We start from the raw sequence: 12597 nt of genomic DNA, 5'->3' as shown, positions 1-12597 counted from the left end.
AGCCTGCTATGAAAGCTGAAAGTATTAGAGAAAAGGCGGCGCATGTGCTACCTTCTTCCTTGGAGCGCATGTCTCATAAGAGTTTTTGGATGAATCATGTGAAAAATTGGCTTTGGGTTATTGTTCGAAGTGTTCTTCTTGCCGGTATTTCCTTTATTATCTTGTATCCCATTCTGATTAAGGTCATGATTGCGATCAAAGATCCTGTTGATCTGTATGATGCCAGTGTCGTCTGGATTCCTAAGCACTTCACGTTAAGGAACTTTCTGTTAGTTAGCGAATCGCTGAATTATCCGAAGGTTCTGCTCAATACATCGCTATTGTCTATTCTGGTCATGGTGTGCCAGACCTTGTCTTGTGTACTCGCCGGTTATGGGTTCTCAAGAATGAAGTTCCGGGGTAGCGGTTTGTTGTTCGGCTGCGTGATCTTTACGATTCTAGTGCCGCCACAAACGATTATGATTCCAACCTATTTGACTTATAAAAACTTTGATATTCTAGGCATCATTACCTTCTTTACGGGTAAACCCCTGAATCTCATCGATACGTACTGGCCGTTCTTTATTTCCTCTATTCTAGGAATGGGTCTGAAGACAGGACTATTTGTATACATTTTCCGGCAATTCTTTAGAGGGATTCCTAAGGATTTAGAGGAAGCGGCTTGGGTGGACGGATCAGGCACCTTCGGTACCTTTATGCGGATTATTTTGCCGAATGCCATTCCGGCCCTGGTGACCGTCATGCTATTCTCCTTCGTATGGCAATGGAACGATTCCTTCTTCACCGGGATGGTCCTGAATGAGACGGGTGTGATGTCTTCCATGGTATCTGGCGCGTGGGGACAGATCATGTTCTACCTGAGATACACAGAAACCTCTCTCGGTATGGACCCGCTGTATGCATCCATGATTCGTAATACTGCGGTGTTGATGGCGATTCTGCCGCTAATTATTATGTACTTGTTCGTACAACGTCACTTTGTAGAAAGTATGGAACGCAGTGGTCTGGTGGGTTAATCGCTAAATAGATTGAACTAAAAAACTAACATAAGGATGCGGAATGGAGGGGGATTTTGGAACTGTAGGAGCGATAGCGTCCGCCTAAAAGCTTTCCATAGGAAAGCTAGCATCGGAAGCGTAAGCTGTCTCCGGATTTTATCCGCGAATAGCGGTACAATCTCAAGAAATCTGGAGACAACAGCGGCCGGAAGTCCAAAATTCTCCGCAATGACAGCCTCAGTCGATGTGAAAAACTTAAGTTCAATCTATATAGTTCCAATATGAATAGGGTGCAAGAAGGTTGATGGCTTCTTGCGCCCTTGTTCTACGAAAACAGGAGGAAGGGTGATGGAGGCTGATAAAGAACAGGAAGCGAATACTTGCCGCTCTGCTTCTTATCATTGGAGGCGTTGTTGTTTTTGTATGGCTTAGCAGTCTCCGGGGGGAGGGGAAAACTATAGACTCGCAAGTGAAAGATACGGTAGTACAGGGACCGGAAGCTGCTGAAGAATCGCCAGCGGCGATTGCAACCGAGCCACCAGCACCGACCCTATATGAATTTCAAGCTAATGATTCGCGGAACACTTTGAAAGGACCGCATACAGAAATTGCTGATTGCGCACCGTGTTCTGATGGTAAACAGGTAGGAGGTCTTTTCGAAGGTAGCTCAATTCAATTCAATGATGTAGAAGTACCAGAGCCGGGGAAATACATTGTAACTGCTTACTATGTATCCGGTGATCCACGCACTTTTTATGTTAAGGTGAATGACAAAGATCCAGAGAAGATCGACTTTCCAGAAGTTGCGAAAGACGACTGGGATTCATTAGGCAGCTTTGATTTTGAGATTGAGCTAAGCGGTGGCAGCAATGTCCTGCTGTTCTCTGACGGGGATTGGTACTCTCCGAATTTGGATCGGATTGTGATCAAGAAGGCACCTGAAAGCGTTAATATTGGACAGAATCCAGTGTTCCAGTGGGGCGATTCTGCGAATATTGGTGAGCTGGCGACGACTTTGAAGGTTGGAAATATTACAGTAGCGCAGCATAGCTCTGGATTTACAGTGGACAGTGGTATGTACCAAGTGCTTTATAATACGACAACTGGTTTATCGTCATACGCCTGGGATGGCAAGGTGATTGCCAAGGGGGTATACAGCAGTTTCAAGCTGAATGAGGATCTGTTCTACAGTAATGAGTATGATTCGCACACGTTGCTATCTGATCAGGTAGAACAGATTCAGGATGGACACGGGAAAGGGATCAAGCTCATTGTCCGTAATGAGAAGCCAGGGCAACCGACACTTGATCAAATCTATTATGTGTACGAGAAAAGTAACTACTTTATCAAAGCTGAAGAAGTGACCAGCAGCAGCGAGTTAAGTACGAATGAGATGGCTCCAGTGGTGCTGGAGACTGCTGGCGGGGTCGATCTTGGACAGTATGGGGATAACCGGGTGCTCCTCGTGCCATTTGATAATGATGCTTGGGCGCGTTATGATTCCAAGTCGATGAATACACACTTGAACACGAATAGTAATATTAGTTCTGAAGTGACGGCGATTTTTGATAATGTCAGCCGTAAGGGTCTGATCGTCGGATCGGTGACTCATGACACATGGAAGACAGGCATTCACTGGAGCGGTGCAGATAATCGTCTGGATCAGCTTAAGGTATTCGGCGGTTTTACTTCCAAAAAAGTCACCTATGACAGCTTGCCGCATGGTGCGATTACAGGGCGACTACTGAAGTCGCCGCAAATTTTCGTCGGTTTCTACAGCGATTACCGTGACGGGATGGAAGCTTATGGTCGCGCGAATGCAGTAGTGGCGCCTCCGCTCTCCTTCGGACCGGATATTCCGCAGGGGGTTCCCGTTGGCTGGAATAGCTGGGGAGCATATGCCGAACATCTTTCGTACGATAATCTGATGGCAGCCTCTAACTTTTTCCATGATCATCTACAAAATAAATCCTTCAACAATGATGGTACGGTGTACATGAATATGGATTCCTTCTGGGATAATCTGTCGGATGAGCAGCTTGATGACGCTGTGGTGAAAATCCGCAAGAACGGACAGATTCCTGGAACCTACCATACACCATTTGTATATTGGGGTAAGAATATGATTGCTGAAGTGGAAGGGACAGAGGGGAAGTACACTTATGGTGATATCGTACTCAAGGATAGTGAAGGGAAGCTCGTACCGTATGGTAACGGAATTGCCCTTGATCCTACGCATCCTGGTACGAAGATGAAGATTGATTATGATATTGCCCGTTTTAAAGCACGTGGTTATCAGTTCATTAAGCTCGACTTTCTCACCCATGCTTCGATGGAAGGTGATTTCTATGATAAAAATATCACGACAGGGATACAGGCATACAACGAGGGAATGTCCTACTTACTGAATCAGCTTGGGGACACGATGTTCGTCAGTGCTTCTATTGCGCCGATCTTCCCGAGCCAATATGCCCACAGCCGTAGAATCTCCTGTGATATTGACGGTTCGATTTCCTCTACAGAATATCAACTGAACAGTCAGACGTATGGCTGGTGGCAGAACGGAACGATCTATCATTATACCGATCCCGACTACATGACGCTGACTAAGGGCGAGACCTTCGAGGGGGCACAGACCCGGGTCAATGCGTCGGTCATTTCGGGAACGGTCTATCTGAATTCGGATGATGTGCAGAGCGTAGAAGCGCAGAAGCTGATGAAGAAACTGCTGACCAATCCACGGGTAAATGAATTGGCGATTAAAGGCAAGGCTTTCCGCAGTGTGGAGGCCAATACGGGAACCGCCGCTTCAGAGACGTTTGTCTTGGAAGACCAGGGGGCTTACTATTTGGCTGTGTTCAACTATAGCAAGGATTCCGCAGAGAAGAACATCGATCTTGGTCGTGCAGGGATTCCGGCGAATGTCAGCATCCTTGATCTGTGGACTAATAAGCCGGTTCAATCTCAAAATGGTAAGCTTACGCTCACACTTAGTGGAAGACAATCCGTGCTGTACAAACTGGCTTCAAATTAAAGGCTGACTACAAGTATTGAGATTCAAGAGTTGATTGGACATTGTCCAGTCCGCTCTTTTTTTGTGCTCCTAGTATGAGCCGGACTAAACTTCTCCATCATTTATTGTTTAATTAAAAAATCAAGCGCACGATTTCTAATCAAATTTATTATCTCGGGTTATTTCTTTCTCTTTTGTACAAGTAGATGTATAAATGAAGTTTTTCCATGAAGGAGTCATATCTATGTTAAATAACATACCACATTGAAAAGATTTTATATATAAAATATGTATATAAAGACTATTTTTATATGTTTATTCAATAAAAATAAATTATATGTGTCATGTATATTGACGCAATTTTTGGTTCGTGCTAAATTGTATTCAAAGTTAATCAACTCATCAAATAATTTAATTAAAAAATTAAAAAAGAGTTGGGGGAGAGAAAGATGTCGGTCATATTGGTGGAGAGCTTGTCCAAGAGATTTTCGCGCAAAGGTCAGTGGACCGAAGCCTTACGTAACATCAACTTGGAGCTGGACAGCGGCACATTCGTCAGTCTGATTGGGCCGAGCGGATGCGGCAAATCAACGCTGCTGCGTATCATAGGCGGACTGGAGACCGCTGATGTTGGTAAAGTGAGCATCGGTGGAATGACCCCGCTAGAGGCACAGGCGTCGAAAGTGTTCGGATTTGTCCCTCAGGCGCCGGCTTTGTTTCCTTGGCGCACGATTATTGAGAATATGCAGCTGCCGCAGGAAGTGAACCGCAAAGGAGGCGCAGCCTATGAGAGCAACCGCGAAGATGAGACGGAATTGCTGCGGGCTGTTGGTCTCGGCGACTTCACCAACGCATATCCGAAGGAGCTATCGGGCGGCATGCAGCAACGTGTAGGTATTGCGAGGGCGTTCGCGAGTGGTGCGCCGATCCTGCTCATGGATGAACCCTTCTCCGCCCTTGATGAAATCACAAGAGAGAAGATCAGTCACCAGTTGATGAGTATCTGGGAGAAGCATCAGAAAACTGTTGTGTTTGTTACTCATAACATCCGTGAAGCTGTATTTCTATCAGATAAAGTTGTTGTCATGTCGAGCCGTCCTGGGCGAATAACCGAGATTGTCGACATTAATCTGCCGCATCCTCGAACGAAGATGGAAGAGAATGATCCGATTTTTCATGATTATGTACATCAGATCCGGGCTTTGTTGCAGGAAAGGTGGGATTGACTATGGTGGTCGTAGGCAAACAAAACACATCGAGACTAAACGCAAAAGGAGCAGGTGTAACGATGATGGAGATTAAATTGAATGCCAATAGGGAGTCTGGAATTACGTTTGATCCGTCGTCCGTACCTTCCAAAAAGTTTTTGAAGACCCGTCGGGCCTTGTCGTCATCGGCACCTCCGACGGTTGCTTTCATCGGCTTCTTCCTCGTCTGGGAGGCGCTGGTCCGCCTGATCGGTCTCAATGCGCTAACGCTCCCCGCACCAAGCTCCGTGCTTTCAGAACTGTTTGGACACTTATCCTTCTACTTGCCCCACGCTTGGACAACGCTGTACGAGGCGATTGGAGGATTTCTCCTTGGCTCTGTGCTGGCGCTAACGGGTGGGATTATTATGGCACACTCACGTTTGATTGAGCGCTCGCTGCTACCGCTCGCCGTCCTTGCCAATGTGACACCGATCTCGGCGATCGCTCCACTACTCATGATTTGGTTTGGTTTCGGGGCATTGCCCAAGGTGCTAATCGCGGCAATCGTTACCTTTTTCCCGATGCTGGTCAACTCGATTACTGGCTTCCGCTCTGTTGATGCTAATAACTATGAATATATGAAGTCACTTCATGCGAGCAGGATGGAGATTTTCTTGAAACTGCGTCTGCCGAACAGTCTGCCCTATCTGTTCTCCGCCGCTCGTACCTGCGTTAGTTTGAGCGTGATGGGGGCGGTTGTCGGCGAATGGAGCGGTTCGACGGAAGGGCTGGGCAACCTTGTAATGCTATCAAGTAATAACATGCAGATGAATCAAGTGTTCGCTTCGATTCTACTACTTGCACTGATGGGGATTATACTGACGAATCTTGTCCGTTTGGTCGAACGCAGGGTGCTTTCATGGCATAGCTCCGAACAGTCCAAAGGGTAACCTAACTTACAGCATCACCGAGTAAGCGATAACAATAGATATGGAGGTCTGGAATATGGCAAAGAATAAGGTCTTTTCAACGGTGAGTTCGGCAGGTGCACTGCTAACGCTGTTCGCGATGGTATTGGCGGGCTGTGGAAGCAATTCTGGCAATTCCAGCAGCTCCTCTTCTTCGGCAGCAGCATCACCTACCGCAATCGCGTCGGCACCTGCTTCGGCGGGATCGGATTGGGCAGCACGCAAGGCGTCCAACGAGAAGGCGGGGAAAATCAGGTATATGACGGGATTTTACTTCGGGGCGTCGCCGCCTGATCTGGAAGTCGCTGTTGCGGATGAGCTCGGATACTTTAAGGATTTGGGCCTCGACGTTGAGATTCAGGGTGGTCTTGATTCCGAAGGGATGAAGTTCCTTGCAGCGGATAAAATACAGATCGCCAGCGCAGGCGCACCTAGTCTTGTCATTCAGTCTGTCGCTAGTGGTGCTGGTATTAAGGGGATTGCCACCTTTGGCGCCAAAGGCAACAGTGCGCTGATGGTCATGGCTGACTCAGGCATCACGAAACCACAGGATCTGGTAGGTAAAACGATAGGGTACCACGGGGCGTTGCCGCCAAATTATACAGCCATGTTCAAAAATGAAGGGATTGATCCGACTTCGGTTAAAGGCGTCTCGGTCGGTTACGACCCGAGCGTTCTGAGTTCCGGAAAGGTCGACGCGCTCACTGTCTACAAGTCTAACGAACCCCATATTATGGAGAGCAAGGGGCTGAAGGTAAATCTGATTGATCCTGGCGACTACGGCGCTAAGACATCGTTTGGCGTCATCGCAGCTAATGACGAGTTCGCCAAGGAGCATCCGGATACAGTTACGGATTTTCTCCGTGCCGTTGCCAAAGCTCATGATTGGGCGCTAGCTAATAGTGAAAAAGCACTCGATATGTTGAAGAAGCGTTCACAATCAGGGTACGATCTGGCCTCCGAGACTAATCGCTGGACTGTTGAAAGCAAAATTGTTAAGGATGCACAAGACCCGAAACACGGAGTGGGATGGCAAACGGACACACAGTGGCAGAATGAGATCGACATGCTGAAGAACGCAGGCGTGCTGACGAAGACGCTAGCGGTTACAGATGTTATGGACAACCAGTATCTCAATTCCATCTACGACGGAGCTAATCTAATCTGGCCAAACAAATAATAGACACTAGCTGCAGGAGGATACGAATATGACAAAAGCTATTGATTATAACAATGTGGACTTCGGCGTCTTTTTACCTATCACGAATGGAGGTTGGATCATATCGGATTCTGAGCCACGCCCAGACGGCAGCTATTCACTCAATCGCGCAGCCGCTGTGATCGCAGAGGATACCGGATTTGATTTCATTATGTCGATGGCGAAGTGGAGGGGATATGGCGGTACGACAAATCACTGGGGCACTTCACTTGAGTCAATGACGATGATGGCGGGTCTGGCTGAGGCAACCTCTCGGGTCAAAGTGTTCGCTACGGTGCACACGCTGCTCTATCATCCGGCTGCCGCTGCCAAGATGTTTGCGACGCTCGATCAAATCAGCGGCGGACGGGTCGGCATGAATGTTGTGTCTGGCTCTTACGCGGGAGAATTCAGACAGATGGGGACATGGCCGGAGCATCTGGATCATGATGCCCGCTATGACTTGGCCCGTGAATGGATGCAGGTCGTGAAGAAGCTGTGGAAAGAGGAGCGCGTCAATCATAAGGGCGAGTACTTTGAACTGATCGACTGCGAGTCTAATCCGAAGCCGTTGCAGCAGTCGCCCCGTCCACCGATCATCTGTGCGGGTCAATCTGAGAAAGGTATGGGCTTCACTATTGAGGAAGGCGATGCCTGCTTCATCGGCGGCCGTGACCTTGACGATTTGGCAGCCTTGTCCAAACGTGCCAAGGAGATGGCTGCGGAGCGCGGGAAGACGATCAAGACGTACTCGATGTTCGGTGTGCTCCCGGCGAATACGCAAGAGGAAGCGGAGGCCAAACTGAAGCACTTTCAAGATGGTGCTGATATTGAGGCGATAAAAGGGCTGCTGCGCAGCTACGGAATGGATCCGGATGGCCGCGAGAATGCAATGCAAGCACGTGCCAAGAACGTGTTCATGAATGAAATGCTCGTGGGTAATGCAGAGACACTCGCTGCGCAAGTTCGTAACATTATTGAACATACGGGTATCGACGGCATGATGCTGACGTTCTCGGACTATACCGAAGATCTCCGCTATTTCGGGGAGCAGGTACTGCCGCTGTTGCGCAAGGGGGAACAATGAAGGCGGCTCTGCTGATTATCGATGTGCAGCGTGACTTCTGCGCACCGGACGGTGCGGTAACGGCATTTGGTGCGGATCTGTCCACAATCGATGGGACGGTGGACAGGATTGATCGTTTGATCGGTGCAGCCCGTCGCGCTGGAGTAGATATTATCTTCATCCGGCTTGAAACAGAGCCGGAGCTGGACTCGCCCGCAATGCTGAGATGGTACGAGCGGCAGGGCATCGATCCGTTGGTGGCGGCGGCTGTATGTCGCAAAGGGGAACCGGGGGCGGATTATTATCGCCTCTTCCCTGAACCGGGCGATACAGTTGTCTCGAAGACGCGGTATAGCGGCTTTGTTGGAACGAATCTGGATGAGGTGCTACAAAAGAAGGAGATCGGTATCGTGTACGCGACAGGTGTCACGACCGAATGTTGTGTGGAATCGACTGTGCGCGATGCATTCATGCGAGATTACGAGGCGTTTGTCGTAAGTGATGCGTGTGCAGCATACGAGGAAGAGCTTCATCTCTATTCGCTGCGTGTGATGGCATTGAACTTCGCCACGCTAATTGACACGGAGGCGCTGCTGGCAGAGTGGGCAGATATCGAGGAGGTATAAATATGGCGGAACAACGGAATCTCATGAGTGGGGAAGACGGAACCGGAGCAAATGCAGGGAAAATCGACGAGATAGCAGCGCTCATCCGGCGCCATATCGACATTGATGAACTGACTTCACTTATCCTGGAGCTATGTAACATCCGCAGTCTGGCTGGTTATGAGAAAGAAGCCGGTGACTATGTATTCGCCTGGATGGAGCGGGAGGGCTTCGCTCCGAGTCGTGTTGGTATGGTCGAGGATCGATTCAGTGTCGTCGGCAGACTCGGTGGAGAAACGCCGGAGGCTGGCAGGAATTTACTGTTCACAAGCCATCTGGATACGGAAGCGCCGCAGTATAATTGGCGCGATCAGTGGAAATACCGCGCAGGTGGTACAATCGATGATCCGGGTTGGACGACGGCTTCACTAGTCGAGGGGCGCTTCTCCGGGCATCCGGTGGAGAACGATCGGGGGCCGATGGCATGTTTTCTTATAGCAGCCAAAGCATTGAAATTAGCAGGTCTACCCCTGGCGGGGCATCTGTATCTGACCGCTTGTCCGGCGGAAATCGGCCCCGAGCATGTTGAGGAGTTCAAGGGTACACAGTATCTCGGCAAGGAGATCGGTGCGCACTATATGATGACACATGGTGGTGTTGCACCGGACTACGCGATTGCAGCTGAGGGTACTGACTTCGGCATCTCTTGGGTAAGCTGCGGCCATGCGTTCTTCCGCATCGATGTCTATGGTGAGGATGTGTTCACGCCACTGCTACAGCATCCGAATGAATTGAAGGATCATCCGAGTGCACTTGTACGTGTTGCGCCGCTTATCGGGGATGTGCAGCTATGGGCTGCAGACTATGAAATCCGGCAAACGTACCGCTCGCCGGGCGGTACGGCAGTTCCGAAGGTGCAGATCTCGGCCATTCGTGGCGGTGATCCTCACATCTTTGGCGGAGGAAGTGAAGTCTGTTCAATCTACATTGAAGTAAATCTAACTCCTGCTCAGACCGTTGCTGATGTGCAGCGCGAACTGGAGGCGTTACTGAAGCGCGGCAGTTATGACGGCGCTGTACGGCCGATAGTCTATCGCCAAGGTTTTGAAGCAGACGCAGCGCGGATCGATCCTCTGCGCAGTGCGCTGGCCGCAGCGGGTGAAGCAGGCGGACGCGGTGCGGCGCCGATCGCGCACCCGGTCTATTCCAGCATGTGGCGGGATCATAACGTGTTTAACATGTACAACATCCCGTCGGCGACTTATGGTCCGACCCGTTTCCAACCGAGTCTGCAGGATATGGTTGATGCTGCCGTCGTCTATGCCGTAACCGCCTGGCAGGTATGCAACAGCCGAAGATAGCCGGAATGTCAGTGAACAATTGTAATTTGGCTTCGATTGATTGGGAGGGATAGAGTATGGAAGGTACTACATGGAGAAGCATGATGGGGAAGTTCGCCACGGGAGTTACAGTAATTACAACGCTCGATGAAGAGGGGCAGCCGATAGGTATGACTGCCAATGCATTCACATCTCTGTCGCTCGAACCGTCTCTGCTCATTATCTGCCTAGATAAGGGAAGCAGCACACTAGTTAGTCTGCTTGCAACGCGGAAGTTCACGGTCAACTTCCTGGCCGATACGCAGGAGGACCTATCTCGGTGCTTCGCACGAAAGAGCGAGACTGACAAATTCGCAGAGATTGACTATCGTGAGGGCAAACTGGGTCTGCCCATACTTGGCGGCTGCCTAGCTTCAGTCGAGTGCAGTTTGGCGGATACGCTGGACGGAGGCGACCATCTGATTCTGGTTGGACAAGGTGAGTTTCTATACGAGTCGGCAACGCAATTGAGCCCCTTATTATTTTACCAGGGTAAGTACAGAGCGCTGCAGGCGCTGGAGGTCTAGGGAGGATTCATATATGCACATCGCGGTCATTGTCGGTAATCCGAAACCGTTATCAAGGACCTATACAATCTCGCTTCGCCTTGCCGAAGCGATCGCTGAGTATGCCGAGCATACGTCACTTCATGTGACCTATGAATTGATCGATTTGGCGCCACATGGTGGCTCACTTCTATCATGGGGGGACCCTGCGGCAGCCGAACTAAATGAGCGTATTGCCCGTGCACAAGCAGTTGTATTCGCTAGCCCTACATATAAGGCTACCTATACAGGGCTCCTGAAGCTGTTTGCGGATCAGCTGCCGCCGGAGGCGTTGGCTGGCAAGTTAGCTATTCCTCTGCTCGTGGGAGCGGCTCCGCATCACAGTCTGGCTGTCGAGCTTCACCTGAGGCCGCTGCTCATCGAACTGGGGGCTTCCTGCCCGACAAAGGGTCTGTACGTGATGGACTCTCAGTTGGACGACTTCGGGACAATCGCGAAAGAATGGGTGTCACAGAACGATAAGTGGCTGCTGGACCGGGTTTGAAGATATACTTTAATAAATTGGAAAGGAGGAAAGGAAATGATTGGACCAGGTCCGGCAGAAACCAAAATAAATGTTCAGGAACGCATTTTAATAGCTGCAGAGGAGGTTTTTTCCGCTTGTGGCTTTGCGGGAACGCGTATTAGTGAGATCGCGGTCAAGGCTGAAGTTAATCAGGCGCTTATCCATTATTACTTCGAATCGAAGGAGAAGCTATATGAGGCAGTGCTCGTCAGTCTATTCCGACAGTGGGAGGAGCACGTTAATAAACTATCCTGGAGCGGGATGAACGCGCCGGAATTTCTGGCAACCTACATTCGTGCACAATTCCGTCTTAAGTGCCAGATTCCGAATCTGTACAGAATATTCCATTGGGAAGCGATGGAAGAGGGTGATCTGTTCACTAAATATGCCTCCTCTACCTGGTATGAGGATTTCTTGAAGCACACAGAGATGATTCTCGATTGGCAACAGGAAGGTGCGTTAGACGCGGGTATGAATAGGAAGGCGTTGCTATTCCTGCTGTGGGGCATGATGAACCAATTTTACTTCCGTTCGGAAGATAACTTGCGAGAAATCGTAGGGGGAGACGGCGATCTGGAGTCACTGCAGGACCAGGTAGCCGATCAGATGATCCGGCTGACGCTGCACGGTGTCGTGCCTGCCCTATACGGCGGAGGGAATAAGGAGGCAGGCCCCAAGTGGCGCGAGAGTGATCTCATTTACAGTGTTGGTTCTGCCTCAGTTGAGGAGGGCAGTGAGTGCGCAGATATGTGCCTCTGGTTACAGGATTCACTTCGTCAGCCGTTGCTGGCGTGGGAGGAGGAACGTAATAAGAACGGAGGACGGGTGGAGAAGCTGATGTTTGTATTCGCTTCCACTCAATATGGCGAAATGCCGCCGCATATCGTCTCGTGGTTGGAGGATTTGGGGAAGAACCCCAATGTGGAAGAGGTAACCGTCGGTATCTGGATAGAGCGCGGGAGTGCAGGATCCGAGGCACTGCAGCGCCTATTAGAGGATGCCGTCAATAGAATCGGCGCCTATGCTGTAGCTCGTACAGCGGATATAAGCCCGCTGAATTATGCCAAGCGATGCCTCAAATGGGCTGGCCTGCGGGGGTAGAGACCACT

General features: G+C 49.9%; 11 protein-coding genes. All 11 read left to right on the top strand.

Annotation, left to right across the window (positions count from 1 at the left end; all coding sequences use genetic code 11):
* Nucleotides 1-8: 8 nt before the first annotated feature.
* Nucleotides 9-1016, top strand: coding sequence for a carbohydrate ABC transporter permease (locus ACFVRY_RS17960; protein WP_387501638.1), 1008 nt, complete (start codon nt 9-11; stop codon nt 1014-1016).
* Nucleotides 1017-1467: 451 nt separating this feature from the next.
* Nucleotides 1468-4032, top strand: coding sequence for a carbohydrate-binding protein (locus ACFVRY_RS17955; RefSeq protein WP_387501637.1), 2565 nt, complete (start codon nt 1468-1470; stop codon nt 4030-4032).
* A 428-nt stretch (nt 4033-4460) separates the two neighbouring features.
* The gene (locus tag ACFVRY_RS17950; RefSeq protein ID WP_387501636.1) at nt 4461-5237 is read left to right on the top strand and encodes an ABC transporter ATP-binding protein; all 777 of its coding nucleotides are present in this window, start codon (nt 4461-4463) and stop codon (nt 5235-5237) included.
* A gap of 62 nt (nt 5238-5299) precedes the next feature.
* The gene (locus ACFVRY_RS17945; RefSeq protein WP_387501635.1) at nt 5300-6151 is read left to right on the top strand and encodes an ABC transporter permease; all 852 of its coding nucleotides are present in this window, start codon (nt 5300-5302) and stop codon (nt 6149-6151) included.
* 55 nt (nt 6152-6206) lie between these two features.
* Nucleotides 6207-7349, top strand: coding sequence for an ABC transporter substrate-binding protein (locus tag ACFVRY_RS17940; protein WP_387501634.1), 1143 nt, complete (start codon nt 6207-6209; stop codon nt 7347-7349).
* Between the two features lie 28 nt (nt 7350-7377).
* Nucleotides 7378-8454: an LLM class flavin-dependent oxidoreductase gene (locus ACFVRY_RS17935; protein ID WP_387501633.1), complete on the top strand. Its 1077-nt coding sequence runs from the start codon at nt 7378-7380 to the stop codon at nt 8452-8454.
* On the top strand, nt 8451-9059 hold the full coding sequence (locus ACFVRY_RS17930; RefSeq protein WP_387501632.1) for a cysteine hydrolase family protein: 609 nt from the start codon (nt 8451-8453) through the stop codon (nt 9057-9059). The genes ACFVRY_RS17935 and ACFVRY_RS17930 overlap by 4 nt, the downstream gene beginning before the upstream one ends.
* A gap of 2 nt (nt 9060-9061) precedes the next feature.
* A complete protein-coding gene (locus tag ACFVRY_RS17925; protein ID WP_387501631.1) occupies nt 9062-10399 on the top strand; it encodes a zinc-binding metallopeptidase family protein in 1338 nt (445 codons plus the stop codon).
* A 56-nt stretch (nt 10400-10455) separates the two neighbouring features.
* Nucleotides 10456-10944, top strand: coding sequence for a flavin reductase family protein (locus ACFVRY_RS17920; RefSeq protein WP_387501630.1), 489 nt, complete (start codon nt 10456-10458; stop codon nt 10942-10944).
* 13 nt (nt 10945-10957) lie between these two features.
* Nucleotides 10958-11467: an NADPH-dependent FMN reductase gene (locus ACFVRY_RS17915; protein ID WP_387501629.1), complete on the top strand. Its 510-nt coding sequence runs from the start codon at nt 10958-10960 to the stop codon at nt 11465-11467.
* A 36-nt stretch (nt 11468-11503) separates the two neighbouring features.
* Entirely contained in the window at nt 11504-12589 is a 1086-nt protein-coding gene (locus ACFVRY_RS17910) for a TetR/AcrR family transcriptional regulator (RefSeq protein ID WP_387501628.1), read from the top strand.
* Nucleotides 12590-12597 lie beyond the last annotated feature (8 nt).

Origin of the sequence: Paenibacillus sp. NPDC057934 (assembly GCF_042887565.1) — a bacterium.
Lineage (GTDB): Bacteria > Bacillota > Bacilli > Paenibacillales > Paenibacillaceae > Paenibacillus_AQ.
Note: the sequence above shows the minus strand (reverse complement) of the source record. Positions and strands in the feature narration are given on the sequence as shown.

What these genes read in the sequence shown, in the direction of transcription:
- ACFVRY_RS17920 (WP_387501630.1), top strand. Translation starts at nt 10,456, where the DNA reads ATGGAAGGTACTACATGGAGAAGCATGATGGGGAAGTTCGCCACGGGA.
- ACFVRY_RS17925 (WP_387501631.1), top strand. Translation starts at nt 9,062, where the DNA reads ATGGCGGAACAACGGAATCTCATGAGTGGGGAAGACGGAACCGGAGCA.
- ACFVRY_RS17915 (WP_387501629.1), top strand. Translation starts at nt 10,958, where the DNA reads ATGCACATCGCGGTCATTGTCGGTAATCCGAAACCGTTATCAAGGACC.
- ACFVRY_RS17930 (WP_387501632.1), top strand. Translation starts at nt 8,451, where the DNA reads ATGAAGGCGGCTCTGCTGATTATCGATGTGCAGCGTGACTTCTGCGCA.
- ACFVRY_RS17935 (WP_387501633.1), top strand. Translation starts at nt 7,378, where the DNA reads ATGACAAAAGCTATTGATTATAACAATGTGGACTTCGGCGTCTTTTTA.
- ACFVRY_RS17960 (WP_387501638.1), top strand. Translation starts at nt 9, where the DNA reads ATGAAAGCTGAAAGTATTAGAGAAAAGGCGGCGCATGTGCTACCTTCT.
- ACFVRY_RS17940 (WP_387501634.1), top strand. Translation starts at nt 6,207, where the DNA reads ATGGCAAAGAATAAGGTCTTTTCAACGGTGAGTTCGGCAGGTGCACTG.
- ACFVRY_RS17945 (WP_387501635.1), top strand. Translation starts at nt 5,300, where the DNA reads ATGATGGAGATTAAATTGAATGCCAATAGGGAGTCTGGAATTACGTTT.
- ACFVRY_RS17910 (WP_387501628.1), top strand. Translation starts at nt 11,504, where the DNA reads ATGATTGGACCAGGTCCGGCAGAAACCAAAATAAATGTTCAGGAACGC.
- ACFVRY_RS17950 (WP_387501636.1), top strand. Translation starts at nt 4,461, where the DNA reads ATGTCGGTCATATTGGTGGAGAGCTTGTCCAAGAGATTTTCGCGCAAA.